The following is a 24,347-nucleotide window of genomic DNA, read 5'->3' as shown; positions in this document are numbered from 1 at the left end:
GCAGGTGGCCGGTCGAACGCACGAACTCCTGGCACAACCGCGGGTTCAAGAAACTCGCCATCTGCACCGAACGTCGCACCGTCGTGATCGACGCCCTCATCGCCCTCGCCAACGCCAACATCATCGTCCGCAGACTCATCCGAGAAGGATGGACCCGCTACCACTGGATCGGACGACCCACCCGCAAACCGTGACCTATCGACGCAATCTCTAAGACTCTCTTAGCCGGAGATGAATTCTCGAAGGACCTCCAAGACAAGAGCATGGTCGTCAGCGTGGCGCAGCCCCGATACGGCCACGGTGCCGAGCATGCCGGAATCTTTAATTACAATCGGAAACCCGCCCCCACTGGAAGTGAAATCGTGTGAGTTCATCCAGGGAGCGTCCTCGATTGTGTGTGCGTCGGTAATAGGGTATCGAAGTCCTACGAGGTACGAACTCGCCGCAAATTCGCGAACTGTTTTCTTCTTTCGTTGAATCCACACGTCATTGTGGGCGGAGGTTCCTGGCATGGCGCAATGGAAAAGACACTGCTCACCTCGCGCAATGTCGATGGTAATCGGGAGTCGACGTTCCTGAGCTACGGAGACAAATCTTTGTCCAAGGTGCCAAGCGTCATCGTTGTCAAAGGACACGAATACAACTGCTCGTTCTTGATCCTCGACCGTCGAAATATGGTCGCTCACTTCTGACATACGCTCTTCCTTTCAATCCTTGATATGAGTTTTGCCGTCGTCGCGGTCTATGTCGCTAACGGTGCTTCCGACTGTTCAGTTTCCAACCCGCGATTACCGAACGAGACTTATCGAATTTAGGTGCCCACATCAGACAGGTCTGGTCGCTGTGTGCCAGGAGAAATCACGATCAGGAGGTCTTCGAGAAACCGTAAGTAGGCGGTCGCGCCCGGATCCTTGTGCCCAATCGAGCGTTCTTGCCCCCAAGAAGCACGGCCGCGCGCCGATTGAAGACTCGCGGTCTCGTCAATTTGGCATTGTGCAATCAGGATCATCTCGTTGAGAACTTCTGGCGAATCCAATGAATTCCGGAAGGTATCGAGACTTGGTAGAAGCGCATCAAGGATTGTCTTGTCACCAAGTTGTGCCTTGCCGCGCGCGACGATCCGACCGGCAAGCGCATCCGCCAGTTCGAGAATGTCTGCGCGACCGAGCTCGGTCTTACCTTCTGCACTTTTCGCGGCGGCGAGAAGGCCACCGCCGATGAGTGCTGCAAAGGTCGAGGGGTTGGCTACAGAGAAAGCCTTGCCACAAGCGATCAGGATGGCAGTGAAGGTTGCTTCATCTGTCAACGGCTCTAGGGCAGCGCATACAGCGCGTGAACCCGCCGAAACTGTGATTCCGAGGTCACCGTCACCCAGGGCAGCATCCAGGTCTCGTAGCTCCTCTTCATGGGCTGGTTGACGCTGAGAAACTAACCCGATGATTTCGCGGAACGTATTTGAGTCCATATTCAAACCCCGTGCTGTTCAAAGAAGGGGCTGGCCGCGTCGGCATCGAGTAGCGCCTCCAGTTCGTCGTCGAGTTCGAAAATGCTTATTGAGGCTCCCGCCATCTCAAGACTCGTGGCGTACTCTCCCACGTATGCGCGATGGACGGTGATGTCCTGATCTTTAAGAAGCTTCGCTGCATGGCGGTACATGACGTAAAGCTCTTCGAGCGGAGTGGCACCCAAGCCGTTTACAAGGACCGCCACTCTTGAGCCGGGAGCACATTTGAGGTCGGCAAGAATCGCTTGGATTAGGCGGTCGGTGATTGCGTCAGCGGATTCGAGGGGTCCTTTGTGAACTCCCCGCTCACCATGCAGGCCAGTTCCTATTTCCATCTCGCCCTCGTCAAGCGTGAAGGTGGGCTTCCCTGCTGCTGGCAAGATCGTCGGCGAAAGCGCGACGCCCATTGTGCGTACTCGATCGTTGGCCTTTGCTGCTATTCGAGCGACTTCGGATAGCCCATCGCCGCGCTCTGCTGCGGCTCCTGCGATTTTGTATAGGAAGAAGATCCCTGCAACTCCGCGTCTATCTTTGCTGCGCTCGGCAGGAGCGGATTGCACGTCGTCGGTCCCGATGACTGTTAGCACCTCTATGCCCTCCAGTTCAGCTTCATCGGCAGCAAGGTCAAAATTGAATACGTCTCCGCCGTAGTTGCCGTAGAGGTAGAGCACGCCGACGCCGCCGCTAACTCCCTTGGTTGCGGCAAGGATCTGTTCCGATGACGGTGAGCTGAATACGTTACCTACAGCCACTCCGCTGGCCAGCCCCTTACCTACATAGCCTAAGAAGAGCGGCAAGTGGCCCGAGCCGCCCCCTGTCACTATGCCCACGCGGGAGTCGATCGGATAGTCAGCACGAACCACCGCTCGGTTGTCTGAAGACACTGACTTCAGACTGTTCGGGTGAGCGAGCAGGATTCCATCGAGCACTTCGTCGACGAATGATTCGGGATTATTAATGATTTTCTGCATGTTCGGTTGCCCTTTCAGTGGCACGTTACCAATGGCTTCCGGACGGTCCGGAAGCGGATTCTGGGATGAAGCCCCGTTCTAGACGAACGCAGATTTCACTCGCGCGCCCGAATTCATGTGTCCAACCCGCAATGCTGCGATCGATATTTGAACCTCATAATTCCAAGGGAGGGCAAATCCGAAGTGCTTTTCGCCCAAAATTGGCCTACAACTGTTCGCAGAGTGTCACCGCTAAACTCGGCGTCTTCTCTGGCTCAGCGCATCCAGCAATACGGCCGCAAAAATCACAACTCCTTGAATGAACTGCGTATAGAACGGGTTGACACCAAGAAGCGTCAGGCCGTTGTTGATCACGCCGATGAGTAGGACTCCAACTAGCGTTCCAACGATTGATCCACGGCCCCCCGCGAGGGAAGTTCCGCCGACGACAATCCCCGCAATTACCTGCAGCTCTAGCCCGTTGGCGGCGCTGGGCAAAGCGGAGTCAAGACGACCTGCCAGGACCACTCCGGCAACGGCCGCAGAAAGGCCCGAAATAACGTAGACGAGAAACAAAACTTTTTTCACTGGTATGCCAGCCAAGCGGGCCGCCTCGCGGTTTCCGCCGACTGCAAACACTTGGTGGCCGAAGGTTGTCTGGCGAAGGACGATATGCCCTAGGACGAACATCAAGAGCATCGCAAATACTGGGACACGGATACCGGCAATCGCGCCACTGCCCAGGAAATCAAAACTTTTTGGGAATCCATACTTTGTCACTCCATCCGACACGGCGAGAGTAAGTCCCCGCACCGACGCGAGGGTAGCGAGCGTGACGATGAAAGGGACCAGACGCAACCATGTGACGCTCGCGCCGTTGACGGCTCCAACGATCAAACCCACAGCGAGAGCCACAGCGATGCCGATCAATCCACCGGCCACCGCATCTACGGGTTTCCCGGTCATAACCTGTGCGGCGATCATCCCAGCAAGTGCAACGACGGACCCAACCGATAGGTCGATTCCTCCTGTGATAATGACGAAAGTTCCACCGACAGCAGCGATACCGATTACTGACGTCTGGATAATTACGTTGGTCAAATTGCTTGCAGTCAAGAAGCTCGGAGTCAAAAATGAGAGAACTATTGAGATCGCGATTAGTGCTGCAATCAGTGGGCCTAGATCACTCGTGAGAGTAGCTAAGTAGGCCCTGCGCCCGTTTGTGGTTTTGGTCGACTCATCAATGGTCGCTGTTGTCCTAATCATGATTCCAATCCCATTCCCGTTGTGGCCCAGTGCGTAACTATTTCTGAAGTTGCCTGATCCCGCGGGAGATCAGCAACCGTACGGCCGCGGAACATGACCACGACGCGGTCGCTCATTCCCAGCAGTTCAGGGAGCTCGCTTGAGACCATGACGATGGCTGCACCTTCGCGGGCCATGGTGATCATGTGACCATAAATCTCGGCCTTGGCGCCTACATCAATGCCTCGTGTGGGCTCGTCTAACAGGATGATGCGAGGGTGAGAGGCGGTTGCTCGGCCCAAAATCACTTTCTGTTGATTGCCGCCTGAGAGCGTCCCAGCCATCTGCCCGATACTGGTCGTCCTTACGCCGAAGCGCTTTACGGCGGCGTTGGCGAGAGCCTTCTTTTTGGCCGCGTTTACAAACCCCCACCGAGAAATTCGTCGAAGGTTAGATAGAGCGATGTTTTCACTTATCGATGCCTCCATAACCAAGCCCTCCAGTTTGCGGTCTTCAGGCACGTAGATCACACCGTTCGCGAGAGCGTCAGTAGGCGATTTCAATTTGCGTGCGCTGCCTCCCACTCGTACTTGACCAGCTGAATATGATTCGGCGGCCGAAATTGCTTTCAAAAAGTCAGTACGTCCCGCCCCAGCGATGCCGCCGACGCCGACAATTTCTCCTGCCCGCACTACCAAGCTCGCATCCCGGACAAGCGGGGCACTGACCAGGCCCGATACCTCAAGGACAATCTCACCAATTTCCCGTTCCTTCCATGGAAAGAAATCGTCGAGATCTCGATCTACCATTGCCCTCACCATCGCGGCCTCATCCCAATCCGCGATTGGACGCGACGCGACCGCGGAACCATCCCGCATGACCACTGCAGAATCTGCAAGTTCGAACACCTCTTCAAGGTGGTGTGAGATCAGAACAATGGCCAGATTGCGCTTCTTGAGAGCCTTGACAACTTTGTAGAGGTTTTCCACGTCCTGGCTTTGTAAGGCGGCCGTGGGTTCATCCATGACAAGAATCCGGGCATCCCTGACGAGAGCCTTTGCTAACTCGACGAGCTGACGTTTATTCAGCGGCAAGTCACCTACGCGAGTGTCTGGGTCGACTGCAGCCAGCCCCACCTCCGAAAGAGCTTCACGCGCTCGGTCTCGAGCGAGCCCGCGCCGTAGGAATCCAGCCTTCGAGGGAACTCGACCGAGAAAAAGGTTCTCCATAACGCTCATGTCGTTCACCAAGCTCAATTCTTGGTAGATCACCGCGATGCCAGCACTAATCGCTGCGCTGGTGCCGGCTGGCAGCTCTTTCCCTTCTACTAAAATCACCCCTTTATCGGCGTCATAGGCTCCAGATAGAACTTTCATCAACGTCGATTTGCCGGCACCATTTTCTCCGACCAGCCCGAGCACGTGGCCGGCAGGAACTTGAAGGTCGACCCCACGTAAAGCTTTAACGCCGGGAAAGGATTTTTCGATCCCACGCATCTCGAGCAGCACATCACCTTCAACAGCCATAACTTGCCCCGAATTCATAAGCGTTCCTTTGCAAATATTGAGGTGGCACCAGTTCAACCTGCGCAAACTGGTGCCACCATCACAGTGCCTCGCTCGAGTTCACTCTTACTACTTGATTTCAGCAGACCAAAGGCCGTAGGCCTTCGCCTCTGGGCCGTCGATGTTCTTGGAGTCGAGCAAGAAGGTTGGCCAGGCGTAGGTCGCCGGGACAGTTTTCCCCGCAACGTACTCGGAGACGAAAGTCAGCGACTTTTCTGCCATCTTGATTGGGTTTTGTGAGATGGTGGCGTCCTGCTTACCTGCGCGAATTGCGCTCAGAGCCTGCGCCGTGCCGTCGATTCCGATGATCGCGATGTGGCCAGGGTCACCAATTGGCTTGAAGCGATTCGCACCATCAATTGCGCGCTCCGCTCCGACGGTGTTGTCATCGTTTGCGCCGAAGACAGCATCAATTTGAGAGTTTGCCTGAAGGATGTTCGTCATGGCGTTCAACGATTTTTCTTGGTCGAAACCACCTTCTTGCTCAGCAACGATCTTGATTCCTGGATAAGCTTTAAGGCCTTCTTTGAAGCCTTTGTCACGATCCGTAGCAGCAGTTGTTCCAACCAGCCCCACGAGGTTGACGACGTTACCTTTCGCAGAGCCGTTTTTTGCAGTCAGCGTCTTGGCAATCCAATCGGCCGCTGTTTTCCCGGCCGCGACGTTATCACTGGCAACGAAGGACGTGATGGTCCCTCCGTCACTTCCACGGTCCAGCGTAAATACTGGGATCTTCGCAGCGTTGGCTTGCTTCACGGCAGGCGTGATGGCCTTCGCGTCGATCGGGCTAAGGATGAGAACATCGATTCCCCGGCTGAGCAGGTTCGTCGCATCATTGAACTGCTGGCTGGCGTCGCCGTTTGCGTTCGTGGAAATGAGCTTATAGCCAAGCTTTTTTGTCCCCTCGGAAATGCCTTGATTGAGGCCGACAAAAAACGCGTTGGTCAGAGTTGGACCGGCGTAACCGATGACAATCTGATGATTGGGCTTGGCACTGGACCCAGTGCCAGTGCCTGACACCGAGGCGCAACCTGAAAGCGCCAATACGACAGCGACCGCAGAAATGCCACCCTTGATTAGAGGTCGGCTCCACTTGTGAAACTGCATTTAATTCTCCTTTGAACTTTCTTGGTGAAAGGTGCATGCGTGTTAGCCCTTACAACTCGAACCTCTTCGCATAAAGTGCATCTATATGCTGCTAATTGCCCCTTTGAACATCCTGGTTGTCAGATATCCGACCGCCGCTGGCCAGCTATTATCTCGGAATCAAAAGGACCGGTCCCGCACTCGCACTATGTTGTATGACAACGTCTGAAATGTCAAGGAGAAGATATGCCGGGTAAAAAGCCAGGACTTTCCGGTGGAATTGCTGCGTCGATCAAGTCGGTGATTCGTGCAGGCGAGTGGCAGCCGGGAGATAAACTCCCTACCGAGGCAGCGCTCGGGGAGACCTACGGCGTATCCCGGCCAACCGTGCGGACAGCGCTGAAGGAGCTCGAGGTACTGGGGCTAGTCCGGACCCAACATGGAATCGGTACTTTTGTCGTGTCGCGACCGAAAATTCGCTCAGGTATCGAGAGACTCGCCTCGATCACCGATTCAGTTAGAGAATCCGGCAAGTTACCGGGCATGATTTATGGCAGACGTACGATTCGCCCCGTCACGCTGGACGAAGCGGAGAAAATGTCCCTCCCAAGTAACACAGATGTGTTGGAACTTCGGCGCCAAGTTACCGCTGACGGGGAGACAGTCGCATACACCTACGATCTCATACCAATGCATGTGTTCCCACAAGACTTCGAAAGCTCAGAACTTCAGGGCTCAGTCTTTCACTACTTTGAAACAAAACTGGGCGTCCACGCCACATGGAGCGTGGCAGAGATCCACGCAATCGAATCGAGCCATGTTGGCTGGGGACCGGATGCTGATAAGCGCCGTTTGTATGTCCTGCTCGACCAACTTCAGTATGACCAAAACGACCGATTGGTGATGTACACACGCGCCTACTTCATTGAGGGCCGTTACGCCTTCACGCTCATTCGACGAGCGTAATCACAGAACGGAACGGCCCTGCACGGCCAAAATTATTCCCGAAGATCCACGCCAGCGTCCTCGGCGATCACTTTGATGAAGGCAGACGCATTCTCGCTGGCGTAGCCGGCCTCCACGGCGCGTTGGATGACATTACGGGTAGCGCTTGCTGCCGGAATCCGGACACCCACGCGATCGGCAAAATCACGAATGAGGTTCGCATCTTTAAGCATGAGATCCAACGCGAAGTCTGGGCTATAGTCCCCTGCAAGAACATTGGCGCCCACGCCGTCGTAAATGGGCGAGCGGAAATCGGCAACATGAATGACACCAAGTACGTCTGACAAGCGAAGGCCAGCTTTCTTAGCGAGCGAGAGTGCTTCGCCGAGTGACTCCAGCTGCGCCGCCACCAAGAGATTCCCAACCAATTTCATTCGCACGCCGCTTCCAGCCTTACCCATGTAGTGCAGGGTTTCGCTGAGAGGCTCGAGAACTACACGCGCGGACTCAAAGACCTCCTCATCACCGCCGATGACGATCCACAAGCCTCCGCTGGCAGCCTCGCCACGTGTTCCGAAGACTGGTGCGTCGAGGAAGCGAATGCCGAGGCGAGAGTACTCTGCCGCTTCGTCTGCACTCGTATTCGTGTCGATCGTAGAGAGGTCGATCACGATGGTGTCCGAAGAAGCGTTCGCTGCGATTCCGTCTGCGCCGAACACCACTGCTTTGACAGCTTCGTCATTAGAAAGGCAGTAGAGCACAAATTCGGCCCCTTGAACCGCTTCGGCGATAGATGACGCACGTTTCGCTCCCGATCTCTCAAGGTCAGCGCCCGCGCTCTGAGTACGGTTCCAAAAGGTAACCGAATGACCGCTTTTTAACAGATTGGCTGCCATCCCGCTGCCCATCGTCCCGAGTCCTATAAATGTAGCGTTCGCCATGAATGTCTCTCCTATTAGATGTCGCTTGTTGTCGTACAACGATTGTCCTTCTGCCGGATAGGCAGGATCGGATGAGCTAGATACTTTGCTTTCCGATAAAATGATGTCATACAACTGCACCTATTTGTGATATTCGAAACGAATAAGGACTACCGCGAAAGAATCGACCCAACGTCGGCACTTTGTAATTCACCAAAACACTGAGATTCCCAATCGCCCATTTGACGTCATGCTCGAAATGCAAGTCGAGTCCGATGAACACTGCACGCTGGGACCTCTTTGTAAGAATCGACCCGGTTCTGGAGCGATGCTCATCAGCTGAGTCAGAATGGCACGCCGCAGGTCAGCGCGGCGTTGGCATACGCCGTCGCCTCGCCTGTCCGAATAAACACGCGGGCACTGGTAGCCATTTGCTTGAGATCGGCATGGCTGATGAACTGAATTTCGCCAAATCGTGCTGACAGCCAGCTCTCAGCTTCTGTTCCCCTGATCTCAGTGGCTGCGACGCAAGCCTCAAACACCACTTCTCCAAGTAAAGCGTCGAGCACCTGCTCGAAGCGGGGGACACCGTGCACAAGCGCCAGGTCCACCACCGTTACCCCCCGAGGTATCGGGAGCCCGCAGTCGGCGACGATAACGATGTCCCCATGACCAAGTCGACTGATCGCGCTGTTCAACCCGGCGTTTAAGATTCCGCCCTTTTTCATTCTGCGACCTCCGACAGTCGATAGGTAAGAAAAGAAGCAAGAAAGCAAGTGCTGGCCGCCCCGTTAAATCAATGGTGTTGTCTTTTTACAAAGCGTCCTTCCGTGTTGCGCGAAGCCAAAGGTCCTCGGCGCTGCCAACTGGAAGCCCGAGCGTGAGTAGCCGCGCACTGTCAAGAACGCGCTGACGTGCCACAAACCGTTCGTTGAGTGGCAATGTGTCAATATCGTTTACATGTGCGAGTCCCACCATGCGCCGTATCATCTCCATCGCGGCAAAGTCAGCTGAATCCTGGACAAGCGAGACCAAGAAAGATTCACGCCATGGCTCGGTCGCCGGCCAAAGGCTTCGCACTTCTTCGACAAAGGTGGACCAAAACTCGCTCGCATACTCATCGACTTGGGCGACAAAGAAATCGTTTCCGAGTAGTTCATGTCTGAGGCGAGCAAAAGCAAGATTTGCGAATAGATTGCCGATGTCGTAACCCATTGGTCCAAAGAAGGCGAATTCCGGATCCATAACTCGAGGATCGTCCTCGGCCACCATAATTGACCCTGTATGAAGGTCCCCGTGGATGACGGCCTCGGCGCGTGTCTTGAAAAGAAACCGCAAGTAGCTTGCCTTCTGTTGGAGCGTGCGGTCCCGTCGAAGCTGCTCAGCGATGGGAATCGCCGCCTCATCGAGAATGTTCGACTCAGCGTCGATGTAAGGGGCGGTAAAGACGAGGTCTTCGCTAATGGCGCACAGATCTGGATTCACGAAGCGCATCGAAAGCGCCTTGCGTTCGGCAGACGGCATCAGGATGTGGCTCGTGCCGAGCAGGGTCCGGGCACAGTATCGTCCAATACCGGCGGCTATCCCTGCAACGTGCTTCCCTCCAACAAGCGAGGTCCGCCATACGGTGTGCCCCACCAGATCTTCCAGTATCAGCAAGTGCATCGATTCATCGCGAAGACGCACCACGGGAGTAAGCCCAGGAGCAAGACGTCCGTGCAATTCGAGCGCTTCGGCTTCAATTCGGCTGCGGTCGAGAGTGAGTGGCCAGCCTTCGCCTGCTGCCCGGAGATAAGGGACAGCCTGCTTTACGATTATGCTTGACGGCTGCTGGTTCGCACGCCCGTGAACCCGGAACACCAAATTCAGGTTCCCGTCACCGATTTCCTCGGAACAATCCGGCTCAAACTCGGGTCGCCACCGACGCACGTATTCACATACGCTCTCTCCATCGAGGGCCCGGTACTGGGTAGACATTGAATTGCTGACCCTTTCTCGAACTCATGTTTAATCGCGGGATTGGAAGTGGTCGTCACGGGTTCAACCAGTCTCTACCGGTTGCTAGGGTCGAAATGGAGTAAGGCTCGCAGCGGGCGGGTTCCTTCTCATTTCACCTGGCTAGACCACGCGCTGATTGCCACCGTCGATCGGTATATTCGCCCCAGTCGTTGCACGGAAGGTATTCGAGCACAGCTCCGCGACGGCCCGTCCAACGTCGAGGCTTGTGATTTCGAGGTGAAGGAGATTGCGGCGCTTGTAGCTGTCTACTGTCATTCCATAATTTGCAGCACGCTCCTCGAGAAGTGCGGGTGTCCAAAGCCCTGTATCAAATACAGCGTCAGGGTGCACAAGGTTGACGCGAATCCCATCGGGCGCCCATTCCAGGGCCGCTACTCGGGCGAGTTGAGCGGCAGCCGCTTTACTGGCGGAGTAAGCCGAAGCTCCCGGGCCGGGGGCCGTGATGTTCTTACTGGCTATCAATACGACTCGTCCACCATTGGGTGCGAGGGCAAGATAGGGATGCACTATTGTGAAAAGCCTTGCCACTGCGCTGACGTTCACATTGAAGCTCTGCAGCCATACCGATTCGTCGAGTGAAGCTATGGGCGCGCTTGCACCGAACACACCTGCCGCAGGCACCAGAATATCGATCCCACCGAACCGGCGAACAGCTTGGCTGATCGAACTGCGAAGTTGATCGACGTCAGAGACGTCGGTTTGAACGCCAAGCCATGCATCGTTAGCGAAGCAGTCGACTATCGTCGGGCTCAAATCGAGGCCAATTACGGCAGCTCCTTGCTCCAGCAGGATCTCGGCGCAAGCACGCCCAATCCCGGAAGCGGCGCCTGTCACGACCGCGACCTCACCTTGAAACCGCTTGCGCGATGCTCCCCGACGTAATTTGGCCTGTTCAAGCTCCCAATATTCGACGTCGAAGACGTCACCTGCAGGAAGAGCACGATAGCCGGATTGCCTCTCGGCCGCGTCAATGATGTCAATGGTGTGTAGATAGAGATCGGCGGTAATTTTGGCGTCCCCAGCCGAATCGCCAAAAGTGATGAGACCCCACTCTGCATCGAGCACTACCCGGGGCGCTGCATCTAGTTGCTCGATCTTCGATCCGCGTCGATAGCGATTCTGCTCAAAGTACTCGCCATAATCCCGCGCATATTTCTCTAGATCGCGACCTATCATCGGCAGTCGCTTCGTGCGAAGGACATGGTCGGGCGTGGCCGGTCCAAGCATCGCCTTACTCGATACATCCTGCGAAGCAGCGAAAAGTCGCGAACGCGAGGAGGGACTCTGGGCTGCGATCAGCGCGCGACCTGCGATGACGCTCGCATCGAGGCGAAATTTCGCCAGCTCCAGCGGAGTCCCCGGTTGGTTAGGGTCATTTGGGTCCTTTCCCACAGGGAAGGCCGCATATTCCTCGGCCATTCCGATAAGTTCGATGTGACGAACGTAGGTCCCTTCGGCATTCACGCCAAATGTGAATAAACCGTGATGCAGTAGGACTACGCCTTCGGTGCGAGACGTCACCAACTTTGGCCAAAGTTCAGCAGCAAGATGAGCTAGGTCGAATCCAGGCATTACGTATGGAAGCACTAGTACTCGATCCCCATAGAGTTCCTCGACGCGGGCTCTTCCGTCGGTCTGATTCATGACAGCTAGCAATGCATCGGCGTGCGAGTGGAGCACAACGCGTGCTGGGATCAGAGCATGCAGTAGGGACTCCACAGAGGGGTCTGGTGCCGCCGCATCGAGCCTGGATTGTCGGAGTTCGTTCATCATTTCGCTGTCGCTCATTTGTCCCACGCGAAGCAATTGCGCGAGCCGAGACTGCCTCAGCGGCGTGAAACCCGAGTTTTCGATTGTGGCAAGATCTGACCCGCTCCCTTTGACATAAAGCACATCTACTAGTTCGCCTGTGATGTCAATGATGTGATCTTTAATCGACGTGTTTCCACCCCCGTGAAGTACAAGGGCCGGATCCGATCCGAGCAGCCGAGAGACGTAGGTAAGTTCGTCAAGCGAACTGGCGAACGGTTGAGTGTCGTGAAGCCAGCGGTTCAGCATATTTTTTTCCTGATGTCGATCGGCGCGCAGGTACCTGTTGTCTGACAAGCATGGCTTATGGAATGATTAATGCAAGGTTCTTCGGCCGAAAAACTTTGGAAACCCTTCCTGTTGGCACAGCGTTCTCGGCGGTTCGCCTTGGGCAACAGCGAGTTTCGCGGGCCAGGGGAAGGTTATTCTTTCGTTTACGCTCAATTAGTCATACGACAACCGGGATATAAATGCGAACAATTGACTGGATTGATGGTGCGATTGAGATCATCGATCAAACCGCGCTTCCTGACAAACTCTCGATGCTCCGACTAGAGAGCCATATCGAGCTGATATCGGCGATTCAAAGACTTGCTGTGAGAGGCGCGCCTGCACTCGGCGTCGCTGGGGCGATGGGAGTCGCCCTAATTGCAGCCGACTCGCGATATACAAGCGACGAAGAGCTAATCCGATCGGCGGCGAAATCGCTCCTCGAAGCCAGGCCAACCGCCGTAAACCTGTCCTGGGGGGTCGAACGGGCCCTCCGCGAGATTCCTCATGGTCCCGAAGCTGTGCTACGAACAGCTCTCGAGATCCGAGACGCCGAACTGGCCAACAGCCTCGCTATGGGGGCTCGTGGAAGTGATTTCATCCAGGATCTTATCCAGGGTCCGGTTAACGTCATGACAATCTGCAACACAGGCGGTCTAGCGGCCGTCGAGTACGGCACGGCCTTGAGCGTAGTTCGATCACTGTTCGACGATGGTGCGCTTGGGACGGTCCTGACATTGGAGACGAGACCATTACTTCAGGGCGCGCGACTCACTGCTTGGGAGTTGAAACAGCTTGACATTCCCTTCCACCTCATAGTGGACTCGGCTGGGCCATTTCTTCTCAGTCGGGGTGCGGCGAACATCGTTCTTATCGGGGCTGACCGGATTGCAGCGAACGGAGATACCGCCAACAAGATCGGAAGCTATTCACTGGCCTCTGCGGCGGCGCGCCTAGCCATTCCATTCATTGTCGTTGCCCCCGAATCCACCGTGGATATGAGCACCGCGACCGGGGAGGAAATTGAAATCGAAGATCGAGGTTCTTCAGAGATAACATCATTTTCCGATAGGCGTACAACGCCCGAAGGCGTCGAAACCATGAACCCTGCATTCGATGTCACCCCCGTGGAATTGATTACCGCCCTCATCACGGAAAGCCGGGTAGTGCGGTTTGATATGGGTGAAAGCCTCGGAGTGAATTAGAGCCTCGAGCCGCGGATCGATCTCTACGTTTATCCCCTTCGAGTCGCTACACGAATCACTGAAGCGGGCCTGCTTACCAAACGGACAGCGGGCCGCCGGGTCGATGGGCCGCGCGGGCGTCCGCGGTGATGACGCTGCAATATTTCGCGAACAACGCAGTCAGTTCTGGTTCTTGGGACTCTGACGACTAACTTGCGTTCCCCCGGCGACGGCTCGCTCAATGATCGATTGTCGGATGTCTGAGGAAGAGTAAGAATGCCACAGCCGTTGTCGGGCCAGCGGGAGTGCCGTGTTGACGGTTGCGCTCGATGGACGGATCGTCTTTCGAGTATCGGAATCTCAGATGCCATTGTCGTCCAACGAGCGCAAGTCCTACCGGATCTATGCCCTCGTTGATCCCAGCACAAATGTTGCCTATTACGTCGGCCAAACCGCGGGCACGCTCGGCTATCGCCGGCTTGACCATGTACGACTGAACTCGGCACGACTCCCGGCACTGTGCACCACCGACTCAACCGAATGGGCATATCGCGTCGGCCGTTTAGCATGACTTGCGAGCAAATCGAGCAAGCGGTTGGACTTCGGAAGCAAGGAACGTCGGTGCAGAAGATCGCTGCGGAACTTGGGTTCTCCTACAACACGGTTCGTAAAGAATTGATCCTCCACGGAATGCAGTAACTAGTGGTACTTGGTTAGGTCGGTGTGTGGGCTTTTAATTCTGGATGGATCCTGTTAATTTTTTGGCATGGATTCTGGTGAATTGACTCAGATTCGCGCCGAGCTCGACGAGTTTGTTGATGAGGTGTTCGCGTCGTTGCCGCGGAAGGACCAACGCGGCAAGGGCGGCCTGTATCTGCAAGGCTTGATGTTGGAGGGCTGCCGGAAGTCGATGCAGCCGATGGGCGACCGACTCGGCGTCGATTACCAGCAGTTGCAGCAGTTCGTGTCCTCGTCGCCGTGGCCGGTCGAACCGGTGCGGCGGGTCCTGGCCCGCAAGGCGATCGGTGTGATCGGGCCTGAAGCGTGGGTGATCGATGACACCGGATTCAAGAAGGACGGCACCGCCTCCCCGTGCGTGGCCCGCCAGTATTCTGGCACTCTGGGCAAGATCGGCAACTGCCAGATCGGAGTATCTGTCCACGCGGTCACCGACGACGCCTCATGCCCGCTGGACTGGCGGCTGTTCGTGCCGGAATCCTGGGACGATACCTGCGCCGAGACCAATGAACAGGCCGACGCCATCGCGGCGCGCCGCCGCAAGACTCAGATTCCCGACAGCGTGCGGCACCGCACGAAGTGGGAACTCGCGCTGGAAATGCTCGACGAGCTCGCCGTCTGGAGTCACCGGCCGCCGCTGATCTGCGCCGACGCCGGCTATGGCGAGATCACCGATTTCCGGCTGTCGCTGACCGAGCTGATGGACTACACCGGGCGTGGACCCAGGCCGCGCACAATCCGCTACCAGCAGGCACCCGTCCAGGTCAAAGAACTCATCACAAGCCTCGGCGAAGGCGCCCTCACCGACCTCATCTGGCGGCACGGCACCCGCACCAGTCCCGGTAACCCGCAGGCCGCCATGTCGAGCCGGTTCACTGCCGTCCGGGTGCGGCCCGCGAACCGGAACATCCCTCGCCAGCCAAACGGGACGCTGCCCGCGTGCTGGCTGATCGCCGAATGGCCCCAGAACGCGACCGAGCCCACCGACTACTGGCTCTCCACCCTCCCGGAGAACACCTCACTGGCCGAGTTAGTCCGGCTCGCGAAGATCCGCTGGCGAATCGAGCACGACTACCGCGAACGGAAACAAGGCCTCGGCCTGGCCCACTTCGAAGGCCGCACCTGGCTCGGCTGGCACCACCACGTCACCCTCGTCACCGCCGCCCAACTCTTCGTCACCAGCCTGCGTCTGGCCGCCGACCCAAAAGCAGCCGGGGCAGCCTGAGCTTCCACGGAATCCTCCGCGAACTCCAGATCGCGGTCATCCAGATCCTCGGACACTGCCCCTACTGCCAACAACGCGCCGGACCAACCCAACCAAGTACTACTAGTCGTCTCGGCGTTTGAAGTTCAACAGAATCTGCACCATCTTTGCCGGATCCATTACCGGATGAACTTCGCTGAATATGTAGATTCGCTTCTTTGCGTTCTTTGCGTTCTTTGCGTTCTTTGCGTTCTTTGCGTTCTTTGCGTTCTTTGCGTTCCTAGCACGAGGCATGACGTTCACCTGCTCTCGATATTCCTCGAGCCGTTTGCTTGCGGCCCGGAGCTTAGACAGGGCTCGGCCGGCGCGCTGTGGAAGTGAAGGATCGAAGGAGGAGATGTCCTCACGGTGCATGATGAGCTCTTTATCGGTGAGCTTCTCATTCGGAGCGAAGTACGTGAAGAGTGTCCACTGCTCGGTCGGCGTCAGGAGGAAGAAGGCATTCTCTGACGCATCACGCCAGTGATCACGAAGTTGGTGACACAGAGTCAACCAAACCGACAGGAGACCCTTTCGTAGGTGTTTGCGGGCCGGCGTGGTAGACATCGTCTGCGGGGATTGTGTCGATGCGGGGTGTCGACGGGTTGGTCCGCCTAGTCGGACGGGGTTGCTGATGATCAGTCGTAGATCGATTTCACGTTTTTGGGTGCTTTCGGGCGTGGGGGTGGTGTGCGCCTCTGTGGTCGTGCTCGGGGCCGGCGCCGCCGAGGGTGCAATGGCGCTAGCGGGCCCCGTGAACTTGGGTACCGCTAGCACCTATGGGGTGCTCGGGGCGAGCACGGTGACGAATACCGGTCCGACGGTAGTGGACGGGGACGTTGGGCTCTCTCCCGGGACGAGCATGGCCGGTTTCACTGGCGCCCCCAATGGCTCCTTCACGGGCACGTTGCATCAGACGGATGCCGCTGCCAGGCAGGCGCAAGCCGATATGACGACCGCCTTTAACGCGGCAGCCGGTCTCACGCCGACGACGTCAGGTTTGGCGGAGTTGAACGGCTTGTCGTTGACGCCAGGGGTGTATGCGGGCGGCGCGTTGAAGTTGGCTGATACAGGCGCGTTGACGTTGGCCGGGAATGCGACGTCAGTGTGGGTGTTCCAGGCAGCCAGCACTTTGACAATCGGTTCGGGGACACGGATCACGATCACCGGGGGCGCGACTGCGTGCAACGTGTTTTGGGAGGTAGGTTCCTCCGCCACTGTGGGCACGGCTGCGCAGTTCCAGGGCACGGTCCTGGCGAAGGATTCGATCACGGCCACGACTGGTGCGACGGTGGTGGGGCGCCTGCTGGCGAACACAGGAGCGGTGACTCTTGACACGAACACGATCACGGTCCCGGCGGGCTGCCCCCCGGTATCGACAAGCCCGGTGATCACCTCCGGAACGCCGGCGAACGGTATGGTGGGGACACCATATTCGTTCACGGTGACAGCTACCGGCAGCCCCGCACCAACTTTCGCTGTGACATTGGGGACTCTTCCTGCAGGATTAGTCCTGAACGCGACGACGGGCGCGATGACGGGCACACCGACGATGCCCCAGTCCTCGACCTTCACGATCACCGCCTCGAACGGGGTGACGCCGAACACGTCTGTGGTCTACACGACGGTGATAACACCCACCGCGCCTGCCGCGACACCGGTTCCCACGCCCCGCGTGGGGTCAAGCGGCACGGGAGCTGAAACACTCGCGTCCACGGGCAACGACCCCACCCTTGCACTCACGGGTGCCGCGGCGTTGCTGCTGGGCGGAACGGCACTGATGGTTTCCGGTCGCCGCCGACGTGCCTGAGCTCACACGTTCCCGGTCGCTGCGGCGGTCGACACCAATGCTAGGGCAGGGGCTATCTTGGCACGGGTGGGCTGGCTGGGCCCGGTCGATGTGTGAGACGGCGTGAGAATGCGTGGGTCGGGGCAGTGACACGATGACGGCAGATTTTCTCCTTCACCCGTTCCTTCGGCCCGTGATCGGCGCGTGGCTGCGAAGCAGTCGGTATTCGTGGTGGCGGTCACCCATCGCTGATGACTCCCCCCCACGCTCACGCACCGGGTACCGACCCGGACCGGATCCTTCTGACGGGGGACGGGGTCTCCGCTGGACGGGGGGTCCTCACCCACGACCTCGGGCTGCCCGGTTTCCTGGCGCGCGCGTTGACCCGCTTGACAGGCCGGGCCACCGACGTCGACGTCCTCGTCGCACCGCAGATGATGATTTCCGGATGTTTTTCAGGCGATGAAGATCATGAAACTCCGCCGGTTTGACGCGATCGTGTTGTCCCTCGGCGCGAATGACGTGCTGGCGTTGAAGCCCGTCAGCGGGTGGGAGCGGACGCTGTCCGCGCTCCTTGACCTCATCGAGGCCGACACCGCCGGTGAGACGAAAACGTTTATCCTCTCCGTCCCGCTTTTCCAACAAAACCCCCACTTTCCGAGGGTTCTGGGCCGCATGGTGGACCGTCACGTGCACCGGCTGAATTCGGCGACGCAAGCGGTGATCGCCGGAAGACCCAACGTGGTGTTCGTACCATTGACCGAAGGTGCCCGTCAGGCGGAGGGTTCTCATGCGTATCAACGGTGGGCCAAGGAGTTGGCGCCACGAATATCGCTCGAACTGGACGCCCCAATACCCCGCGGCGGCTCGCGAGACCACGTCCCCGAGGAGGCGGCCCGCCAAGACGCAGCCCACCTGCGGATCCTCGCCCATCCGACGGGCGACGCCGCCCTGAACAGGTTGACCGAGAGTGTAAGAACCATGTTCGGCACGGCGGCCGCAGCGATCACTCTGATCGGCTCCGTCACCCAGGTCACCGTCGCCGCCACCTGCATCGCTCACGCCACAATCCCACGGTCCGACGCTTTCTGCGACCTCACGATCCGCCACGACGAGCGCTTCGTCGTCCAAGACACCCGCGCCGACCCGCTCTTCGCCGACAACCCTTCGGTGACCGGGCCGCCGGGAATCCGGTTTTACGCCGGCTACCCAATCGAATCACCTGACGGTTTCCGCGTCGGAGCCCTGTGGATCATGGACACAAAACCGCGCCTATTCACCAGTGAAGACGCCGCGATTCTCCGCATCCTTGCCCAACAAGCCCAAGAACAACTCTGGACTGGATAACCACGCACCTGGCCGCCGTCCTGTTCCAGGTCACAGGATCATGGCTGCGTCGGTGTCACCGGTTCGAAGTGCCGCCAAGTGGTGTGGAAGATCTTGTTAGCGATGTGGCATTCCAGGCTGCGCCTGATGTCGCGGTCGAAGTTTCCACAACACCGCCACCTGCGGTATAGCCCCCCTTTTGTGGGGGCGCCAAGACTCCCCGGCAGGTCTAGTGTGACGAGGAGGTAGGGGATCCTTGAGTTCTTCGTGCCTCAACTATTCCTTCAACAATTGGACATCCCATGCAACACCGCACCCGCGTCCGCTTCGCCGCTATCGCTTCCACGTCCGCCCTTATCGCTGGCAGCGCGTTCGTCGCCGTCGCTCCGGCCAACGCCGCCACGGCGAGCTGCTCGACCGCGCAGGCGACGTTCACGGCTGACGTCACCGCTCTTGGTAACAACCAGGCGACCCCCGCGCAGTTGCAAACAGCTTTGGCAAATGTGCTCACCGCGCAGGCGAACCTGGACGTGCTCGTCAACGCGGTGAACCCGGCGACGGTCGCAACGGCACGGGCGAACCTCGCCGCGGCCATCACCGCCCAAAACGCGGCTCAAGCGACCCTGAACGCAGATACGGCAGCCGGCGCCCGCGTGCCTGCTGACACTGCAGCTCTGGCTACCGCGAACGCCACCCTGACAGCGGACCAGGCCACACTCACCACCGACACTGCCACCGCGAACGCCGATGCTGCCGCTCTGGTGACCGCGCAGACCAACCTGACGAACGCGCAAGCAGCTTTGGCTGCGGGAACTGGCACTCAAGCGCAGGTCGATGCGGCCCAGGCCACGGTTAACACTGCGACCACGGCGAACACCACAGCGCAGCTCGCCGTCACCAACGACACCGCCGCGGTCACCGCAGCGACCACGGCCCGCGACACCGCACAGGCCAACCTCACCGCCGATACCGCAGCTGCGGGGAACGTCGCCGCGGACCAGACCGCCTTGAACACGGCAACGGTCGCCGTCACCACGGCGCAGACCAACCTGGACGTGGCACTGAACACGAACGCCATCCTCGCCGCGCAGGTGACCCTGGCCAACGACCTCAACACGGCCCAGACCCTCGCCTCGAACGCGGCACTCACCGCCAGCATCGCCACCTTGAAGGCCGACTACGCCACCATGATCAACGCCTGCGGCGTCAACGTCAGCATCACCACCACCCCGGGGACCGGGGCGGGGGCAGCAACGCTGCCCGTTGCGACCGTGTCTAACCCGGTCAACCGCGCCGCCACCTTCACCGGCTGACCCGCCCACACCTCGGGCCGGGAACTGTCGCGCAACACGCGACCACTCCCGGCCCGAGCGCTGCCCACCCCAGCACAACCACTCGACAGGAGACCCCATGCGACGCTCCCGCATCGCCGTGACAACGACCATCCTTGGGCTCGCCGTCATGCTCCTCACCGGTTGCGCCACCACCAGCACCACACCGCCCAACCCGGTCGCCACTGGGCCAAACACAAGCACACCCACCGAATCCCCCGCACCCTCTGTCGGTACCGCCGCGACCGCACGTATCAGCACTGTGCCCATCTACAACCACCCGGACGGCAAAACGACAGGAAATTTCTCCAACCCACAACCCACCGGGGCGCCCCTCACCTTCCTCGTAGTCGACTCCCAGCCCGGCTGGATCAAGGTCGACCTTCCCCAACGCCCGAACGGGTCAACCGGATGGGTCAGCGCTGCCACTGTCACCCTGAACCGACTGATCTATCGACTTGTCGTGTCCACCGAGACCAACACCCTCGTCCTGTACAAAAATAGCGCCCCGATCAGCACTTTCACCGTCGCCACCGGCACCGGCGGCACACCCACACCCCACGGAAACTTTTACCTCACCGAGCTGCTGCGCCCCACGAACACCGGATACGGCCCCTACGCATTCGGCCTCTCCGCCTACTCCGACGTCCTCAGCAGCTTCGGCGGCGGCCTCGGACAAATCGGCCTCCACGGAACCAACGAAGCCTCCAGCATCGGCAAAGCCGCCAGCCACGGATGCATCCGCATGAACAACACCGAAATCACCACCCTCGCCACCCTCCTACCGCTCGGCACCCCCATCACAATCAACTAGGTAACCCACCCAGTAGCGGCCCCGCAGCAGGAACGCCGAGACGACTAGGGCGTGTCTCCCATATGGGGGGGTGTTAACGCGCGAAACTGTTGGTCGTGTCTTCTGTTTCGGTGTCTCGGTCTCGTGTGCTCAGTGATTCGCAGTGGGATCTGATCAGGCCTTTGTTGCCCTCGAACGTGGGCAGTCGGGGTCACCCGTTCGGGGATGACCGTCAGATCGTTGACGGGATTATCTACCGGTTCCGCACCTCGGTGCCGTGGCGGGATGTGCCGCGGGGCGAGTTCGGGCCGTGGCAGACGGTCTGGAAACGGCACCGCCGTTACGCGGGCGATGGCACGTGGGACCGGGTGCTGCACGCACTGCTGGCCCGTGCGGACGCGGTGGGGCTGATCGATGGGAACGTGTCGGTGGACGGGACGATCGCTCGCGCGCATCAGCATGCGACGAACACGACTCGCCCCGATCAGGACACAGGGGGCACGATCGAATCACAAGAATCTGCGACTGAGTGAAGGTGAACCGCCCGGTCACGGGGTCGGCCGGTCCCGCGGTGGATTGACCACGAAGATCCATCATGCCGTCGACGGGAACGGGCTTCCGTTGGCGATCGTCGTCACCGGCGGGCAGCGCAACGATGGTGCGATGCTCGAGCAGGTTCTGGACGACATCCGGGTGCCGCGTATCGGCGGCGGCCGGCCACGCACCCGCCCGGACCAGGTTGCCGCTGACAAGGCCTACGCCAGCGGCGTGAACCGGCGCATGCTCAGTGCTCGCGCGATCACCGCCGTGATCCCGGAGAAAAGCGACCAGATCGCCTCCCGCAAACGCAAAGGCAGCACCGGCGGCAGGCCACCCGCGTTCAACTCCGACGCATACAAAGACCGCAACGTCGTCGAACGCTCCTTCGCACTGGTCAAGCAATGGCGCGGGATCGCGACCCGTTACGACAAACTCGCCATCACCTACCGTGCCGGCGCAGTCCTCCACGCCTGCCTCACCTGGGCAACCCTATTGGGAGACACGCCCTAGTTATCGCATCCCTCGGAGCATTGAATCGTCCCGGGTTTCATGCCGCTGTTTTGTTGGTGGCTTCGTCGGCTGACGGGCCGGTTATATCAGCGTAATAGTTACGCTCGTATTCCTCGGGGGGGATGTTGCCGAGGAAGCTGTGGAGCCGGTCGTTGTTGTACCAGCTGACCCAGTCGAAGACGATCTCCTCGACCTCTGGCAGGCCTTTCAGCGGTCCGGTGCGGAAGGGCGAGCTCTTACTGATTGCTTCGTTCTTGAACAGCCCCATGACCGTCTCGGCGGCTGCGTTGTCGTATGCGTCGCCGACGGATCCGATCGATGCGGTCAGGCCTTCGAGTGCGACGGTCTCGGTGAAGCGGATGGATGTGTATTGGGATCCGGCGTCGCTGTGATGAATCATTCCTGGCTCGATCGGACGGCCGGTGTGGTCGCGACGCCACAACGCCATTCGCAGGCATGCCTCCACGAAGCTGGTGTCTTTCACCATCGAGGCCTGCCAACCCACGATCGCTCGAGAGAATAAATCGATGGCGAACGCGACATAGACGAACCCTGCCCAGGTGGCGACATAGGTGAAATCGGTCACCCAGGTGTGGTTTGGCCGCGGGGCGGTGAACTGCCGGTTCAGCATGTCGCCGGCACGAAGACCGTTCTTGGCGGGGATCGTGGTGACAGTCTTCCGCCCACGAACGAGTCCGTTCATGCCCTCGTCACGCATGAGACGGTCGACGCTGTGTTTGGACACGCCCGGGAATCCCGACCTGGCCAGCCATGCCGTCATCTTCCGCCGACCATACAACACCTCGGGACGTTGCCGGCCCCGACCGTCACGTTCCCGAAGGGCGCGCAGGACCGCGACCAGGGCAGCGTCGTCGATAGTCCGCGCTGATGGGGCGCGTCGTCTCCAGGCCCGATACGACCGTGGGGCGACGGCCACGCCCTGCTGATGCAGGACGTGACACGTCGACTCGATCCGGTGGCCGCAGGCTTTCATCTCATCAATGAACTGGACGATCAGCGGCGGCGAGGGTCGAGCTCCCCCGCGAAGAAAATTGATGCCGCTTTCAGTATTTCGTTCGCTTCTCGAAGATCACGGTTCTCGCTCTTCAGCTTCTTGATTTCTTCCAGCTCCGCACTGGTCGGGCCGACCTTCGCTCCGGTATCAATTTGTGCTTGCACCACCCACCTTCGGAGCGTCTCGACCCCGACATCCAACTTCGGGGCCAACGCTTTGCAGGCAGCGAACATCGTCGGATACTCCGACAGGCGATCCAGGGTCATCCGAACGGCTCGATCGCGAACCTCGGGAGGGAATTTCTTAGGCATGAAACGCATCCTTTCACCAGAAAGAAAGCGGCACGAAACCCGGGACGGTTCACATCAACTCCTTACGTACCGTGTTGTACGAAAAGCCAAGTCTCGCAGCGATCTTCTGCACCGACGTTCCTTGCTCGCGGAGTGCGGCGGCTTCCTCGATTTGATCGTGAGTCATGCCAAGAGGCCGACGTGCAACACCATCCGATTGAGTCGATGATGCACGGTGCCGGGAGTCGTGCCGAGTTCGGTAGCTATTTGACTTGGGGTGAATCCAGCCTCGTAAAATGCAGCTATCTGCTCGTTTTGCTGCTGGGTTAGGCGCAATACCGTTCAGTTAAGTGTGAGGATGTGGATTTGTGGCCCGTGCAGGGGTTGCGGCCAGTGGCTGTGGTGCTCGCGTTTGGCGGCCCATTTGAGGACTTTGCGTTTGACGACGCGCGGGTTTGAGCGTTTCCGGCGGGCGGGATTGAGTCGCTTGGCCAACCTGCGGATCGCTTGACGCCAGGCGGTTTCTGCCCGGTCAGGGTGTTGAGGGGGAAAAAGCGCCCTGCTCGGTTGATCGGCGGGCGATGCGCAGGGCTTTGATGAAGGAGACCCGGTCCGGATCGCGCCCGGCGTGGGCTGAGCTGCTGCGGGGATTTCGGACAGCGGATTTGATTGATTTTCTACGCTGCCGTGACCGGCTGTTGGTAAGCGTAGTGGACTTCGTTGGGGCGGCGGTAGCCGAGGCCGGAGTGCCGGCGGCGACTGTTGTAGAACCCCTCGATGTAGCGGATGATGTCGCTGCGCGCCTGCGTCTTGGTGGCGTAAACAGTCCGGTAGACGCGTTCGTTTTTGAGCATCGAGAAGAACGATTCCGCCATGCTGTTATCCCAGCACACACCCGTCCTGCCCATCGAGGAACGCATCCCCAGGCTGGTCACCAGGGTGCGGAAATCGGACGAGGTGTAAACGTCTTTTTTCAGAAACGCGGTCTCCGCCTTCAGCTCCTGATTTTCCCGCTCCAACTCCTTCAGACGGACCCGCTCCGACACCGTCAACTCGGTCTCGGTGCCGCCGTTAGCCTCCCGGTACTTGATCAGCCAGTTGCGGAGAGTCTCGGGGCCGACACCGTAAGCGAGCGCGACGTCCTTGATCGGTTTCGAGGTGGAGATCACCTCACGGCATAACTCGTCTTTGAACTCCTGAGTGAATCGCCTACGTGATGCGGACAAGCTGCTCTCTCTTCCAGTAGCGCCCTCATCATAAGAGGGCCCACCGTCC

23 protein-coding genes and 1 pseudogene are annotated in these 24,347 nt (G+C 58.8%); 9 read left to right on the top strand and 15 right to left on the bottom strand.

Translation table 11 applies throughout. The annotated features are described in order from the left end of the window. Nucleotides 1-194, top strand: a pseudogene (locus tag ABIB56_RS06620) (IS5/IS1182 family transposase); the annotation flags it as partial. Between the two features lie 27 nt (nt 195-221). On the opposite strand, the gene ABIB56_RS06615 reads toward ABIB56_RS06620, so the two are convergent. From ABIB56_RS06615 to ABIB56_RS06590, 6 genes are all read right to left on the bottom strand, one after another. Next, nucleotides 222-695: a heme-degrading domain-containing protein gene (locus ABIB56_RS06615; protein WP_354568284.1), complete on the bottom strand. Its 474-nt coding sequence runs from the start codon at nt 693-695 to the stop codon at nt 222-224. Between the two features lie 116 nt (nt 696-811). Next, nucleotides 812-1,465 carry a DAK2 domain-containing protein gene (locus ABIB56_RS06610; protein WP_354568283.1) on the bottom strand — a complete coding sequence of 218 codons (654 nt, stop codon included), beginning with the start codon at nt 1,463-1,465 and terminating at the stop codon, nt 812-814. 2 nt (nt 1,466-1,467) lie between these two features. After that, on the bottom strand, nt 1,468-2,475 hold the full coding sequence (locus ABIB56_RS06605; protein ID WP_354568282.1) for a dihydroxyacetone kinase subunit DhaK: 1,008 nt from the start codon (nt 2,473-2,475) through the stop codon (nt 1,468-1,470). 231 nt (nt 2,476-2,706) lie between these two features. After that, nucleotides 2,707-3,720, bottom strand: coding sequence for an ABC transporter permease (locus tag ABIB56_RS06600; RefSeq protein WP_354568281.1), 1,014 nt, complete (start codon nt 3,718-3,720; stop codon nt 2,707-2,709). Beyond that, entirely contained in the window at nt 3,717-5,225 is a 1,509-nt protein-coding gene (locus tag ABIB56_RS06595; RefSeq protein ID WP_354568280.1) for a sugar ABC transporter ATP-binding protein, read from the bottom strand. Before ABIB56_RS06595 ends, ABIB56_RS06600 begins: the two co-directional genes overlap by 4 nt. 108 nt (nt 5,226-5,333) lie before the next feature. After that, nucleotides 5,334-6,371, bottom strand: a complete 1,038-nt coding sequence (locus ABIB56_RS06590; protein WP_354568279.1) for a sugar ABC transporter substrate-binding protein — start codon at nt 6,369-6,371, stop codon at nt 5,334-5,336. A 225-nt stretch (nt 6,372-6,596) separates the two neighbouring features. On the opposite strand from ABIB56_RS06590, the gene ABIB56_RS06585 reads away from it, so the two are divergent. Continuing rightward, nucleotides 6,597-7,316 carry a GntR family transcriptional regulator gene (locus tag ABIB56_RS06585; protein ID WP_354568278.1) on the top strand — a complete coding sequence of 240 codons (720 nt, stop codon included), beginning with the start codon at nt 6,597-6,599 and terminating at the stop codon, nt 7,314-7,316. 32 nt (nt 7,317-7,348) lie between these two features. Here ABIB56_RS06585 and ABIB56_RS06580 read toward each other — a convergent pair whose 3' ends face one another. From ABIB56_RS06580 to ABIB56_RS06565, 4 genes are all read right to left on the bottom strand, one after another. Further along, the gene (locus ABIB56_RS06580; RefSeq protein ID WP_354568277.1) at nt 7,349-8,350 is read right to left on the bottom strand and encodes an NAD(P)-dependent oxidoreductase; all 1,002 of its coding nucleotides are present in this window, start codon (nt 8,348-8,350) and stop codon (nt 7,349-7,351) included. 209 nt (nt 8,351-8,559) lie between these two features. Next, complete coding sequence (rbsD, locus tag ABIB56_RS06575) at nt 8,560-8,943, bottom strand: D-ribose pyranase (protein ID WP_354568276.1); 384 nt, start codon at nt 8,941-8,943, stop codon at nt 8,560-8,562. An 85-nt stretch (nt 8,944-9,028) separates the two neighbouring features. Further along, on the bottom strand, nt 9,029-10,192 hold the full coding sequence (mtnK, locus tag ABIB56_RS06570) for an S-methyl-5-thioribose kinase (protein WP_354568274.1): 1,164 nt from the start codon (nt 10,190-10,192) through the stop codon (nt 9,029-9,031). Between the two features lie 141 nt (nt 10,193-10,333). Continuing rightward, nucleotides 10,334-12,340, bottom strand: coding sequence for a bifunctional aldolase/short-chain dehydrogenase (locus tag ABIB56_RS06565; RefSeq protein WP_354568273.1), 2,007 nt, complete (start codon nt 12,338-12,340; stop codon nt 10,334-10,336). A gap of 173 nt (nt 12,341-12,513) precedes the next feature. Here ABIB56_RS06565 and mtnA point away from each other — a divergent pair, with 173 nt between their 5' ends. Then, nucleotides 12,514-13,518 (top strand): S-methyl-5-thioribose-1-phosphate isomerase, encoded by a 1,005-nt coding sequence (gene mtnA / locus ABIB56_RS06560; protein WP_354568272.1) that lies wholly within the window; start codon nt 12,514-12,516, stop codon nt 13,516-13,518. A gap of 745 nt (nt 13,519-14,263) precedes the next feature. Further along, nucleotides 14,264-15,460 carry an IS701 family transposase gene (locus ABIB56_RS06550; RefSeq protein WP_354568270.1) on the top strand — a complete coding sequence of 399 codons (1,197 nt, stop codon included), beginning with the start codon at nt 14,264-14,266 and terminating at the stop codon, nt 15,458-15,460. 102 nt (nt 15,461-15,562) lie between these two features. On the opposite strand, the gene ABIB56_RS06545 is transcribed toward ABIB56_RS06550, so the two are convergent. Further along, a complete protein-coding gene (locus tag ABIB56_RS06545; RefSeq protein ID WP_354568269.1) occupies nt 15,563-16,045 on the bottom strand; it encodes a hypothetical protein in 483 nt (160 codons plus the stop codon). A 67-nt stretch (nt 16,046-16,112) separates the two neighbouring features. On the opposite strand from ABIB56_RS06545, the gene ABIB56_RS06540 reads away from it, so the two are divergent. The 5 genes from ABIB56_RS06540 to ABIB56_RS06520 all read left to right on the top strand — a co-directional run bounded on the left by ABIB56_RS06540 (nt 16,113) and on the right by ABIB56_RS06520 (nt 21,767). Further along, complete coding sequence (locus tag ABIB56_RS06540; RefSeq protein WP_354568268.1) at nt 16,113-17,288, top strand: ice-binding family protein; 1,176 nt, start codon at nt 16,113-16,115, stop codon at nt 17,286-17,288. A 450-nt stretch (nt 17,289-17,738) separates the two neighbouring features. Continuing rightward, nucleotides 17,739-18,614 carry a GAF domain-containing protein gene (locus ABIB56_RS06535; protein WP_354568267.1) on the top strand — a complete coding sequence of 292 codons (876 nt, stop codon included), beginning with the start codon at nt 17,739-17,741 and terminating at the stop codon, nt 18,612-18,614. A gap of 281 nt (nt 18,615-18,895) precedes the next feature. Beyond that, on the top strand, nt 18,896-19,906 hold the full coding sequence (locus tag ABIB56_RS06530) for a hypothetical protein (RefSeq protein WP_354568266.1): 1,011 nt from the start codon (nt 18,896-18,898) through the stop codon (nt 19,904-19,906). A gap of 97 nt (nt 19,907-20,003) precedes the next feature. Further along, nucleotides 20,004-20,738, top strand: a complete 735-nt coding sequence (locus ABIB56_RS06525) for a L,D-transpeptidase family protein (protein WP_354568265.1) — start codon at nt 20,004-20,006, stop codon at nt 20,736-20,738. A 110-nt stretch (nt 20,739-20,848) separates the two neighbouring features. Continuing rightward, nucleotides 20,849-21,767, top strand: a protein-coding gene (locus ABIB56_RS06520; protein ID WP_502917570.1) for an IS5 family transposase whose coding sequence is annotated in 2 segments (ribosomal slippage) — nt 20,849-21,220 and nt 21,222-21,767 — 918 coding nt in all. Because the reading frame shifts where the segments join, the coding sequence is not laid out codon by codon here. Between the two features lie 37 nt (nt 21,768-21,804). On the opposite strand, the gene ABIB56_RS06515 is transcribed toward ABIB56_RS06520, so the two are convergent. The 4 genes from ABIB56_RS06515 to ABIB56_RS06500 all read right to left on the bottom strand — a co-directional run bounded on the left by ABIB56_RS06515 (nt 21,805) and on the right by ABIB56_RS06500 (nt 24,298). Next, a protein-coding gene (locus ABIB56_RS06515) for an IS3 family transposase (protein WP_354568263.1) occupies nt 21,805-23,093 on the bottom strand; the annotation gives its coding sequence in 2 pieces (ribosomal slippage) (nt 21,805-22,820 and nt 22,820-23,093; 1,290 coding nt in all). Between the two features lie 49 nt (nt 23,094-23,142). After that, nucleotides 23,143-23,259, bottom strand: coding sequence for a helix-turn-helix domain-containing protein (locus ABIB56_RS06510; protein WP_354568261.1), 117 nt, complete (start codon nt 23,257-23,259; stop codon nt 23,143-23,145). After that, nucleotides 23,256-23,408, bottom strand: coding sequence for a helix-turn-helix domain-containing protein (locus tag ABIB56_RS06505; protein WP_354568260.1), 153 nt, complete (start codon nt 23,406-23,408; stop codon nt 23,256-23,258). The genes ABIB56_RS06510 and ABIB56_RS06505 overlap by 4 nt, the downstream gene beginning before the upstream one ends. Before the next feature lie 341 nt (nt 23,409-23,749). Beyond that, entirely contained in the window at nt 23,750-24,298 is a 549-nt protein-coding gene (locus ABIB56_RS06500; protein WP_354568258.1) for a transposase, read from the bottom strand. Between the last annotated feature and the right edge of the window lie 49 nt (nt 24,299-24,347).

The sequence above is a fragment of the Glaciihabitans sp. UYNi722 genome, from assembly GCF_040549465.1.
Taxonomy (GTDB): domain Bacteria; phylum Actinomycetota; class Actinomycetes; order Actinomycetales; family Microbacteriaceae; genus Lacisediminihabitans.
This window is presented reverse-complemented; position numbering and strand designations above follow the sequence as displayed.

Coding starts and splice junctions, on each gene's coding strand:
- ABIB56_RS06610 (WP_354568283.1), bottom strand. CDS start 1,465: ATGGACTCAAATACGTTCCGCGAAATCATCGGGTTAGTTTCTCAGCGT.
- ABIB56_RS06540 (WP_354568268.1), top strand. CDS start 16,113: ATGATCAGTCGTAGATCGATTTCACGTTTTTGGGTGCTTTCGGGCGTG.
- rbsD (WP_354568276.1), bottom strand. CDS start 8,943: ATGAAAAAGGGCGGAATCTTAAACGCCGGGTTGAACAGCGCGATCAGT.
- ABIB56_RS06535 (WP_354568267.1), top strand. CDS start 17,739: ATGAAACTCCGCCGGTTTGACGCGATCGTGTTGTCCCTCGGCGCGAAT.
- ABIB56_RS06550 (WP_354568270.1), top strand. CDS start 14,264: ATGGATTCTGGTGAATTGACTCAGATTCGCGCCGAGCTCGACGAGTTT.
- ABIB56_RS06585 (WP_354568278.1), top strand. CDS start 6,597: ATGCCGGGTAAAAAGCCAGGACTTTCCGGTGGAATTGCTGCGTCGATC.
- ABIB56_RS06605 (WP_354568282.1), bottom strand. CDS start 2,475: ATGCAGAAAATCATTAATAATCCCGAATCATTCGTCGACGAAGTGCTC.
- ABIB56_RS06615 (WP_354568284.1), bottom strand. CDS start 695: ATGTCAGAAGTGAGCGACCATATTTCGACGGTCGAGGATCAAGAACGA.
- ABIB56_RS06530 (WP_354568266.1), top strand. CDS start 18,896: ATGCAACACCGCACCCGCGTCCGCTTCGCCGCTATCGCTTCCACGTCC.
- ABIB56_RS06590 (WP_354568279.1), bottom strand. CDS start 6,371: ATGCAGTTTCACAAGTGGAGCCGACCTCTAATCAAGGGTGGCATTTCT.
- ABIB56_RS06600 (WP_354568281.1), bottom strand. CDS start 3,720: ATGATTAGGACAACAGCGACCATTGATGAGTCGACCAAAACCACAAAC.
- ABIB56_RS06525 (WP_354568265.1), top strand. CDS start 20,004: ATGCGACGCTCCCGCATCGCCGTGACAACGACCATCCTTGGGCTCGCC.
- mtnA (WP_354568272.1), top strand. CDS start 12,514: ATGCGAACAATTGACTGGATTGATGGTGCGATTGAGATCATCGATCAA.
- mtnK (WP_354568274.1), bottom strand. CDS start 10,192: ATGTCTACCCAGTACCGGGCCCTCGATGGAGAGAGCGTATGTGAATAC.
- ABIB56_RS06545 (WP_354568269.1), bottom strand. CDS start 16,045: ATGTCTACCACGCCGGCCCGCAAACACCTACGAAAGGGTCTCCTGTCG.
- ABIB56_RS06595 (WP_354568280.1), bottom strand. CDS start 5,225: ATGGCTGTTGAAGGTGATGTGCTGCTCGAGATGCGTGGGATCGAAAAA.
- ABIB56_RS06510 (WP_354568261.1), bottom strand. CDS start 23,259: ATGACTCACGATCAAATCGAGGAAGCCGCCGCACTCCGCGAGCAAGGA.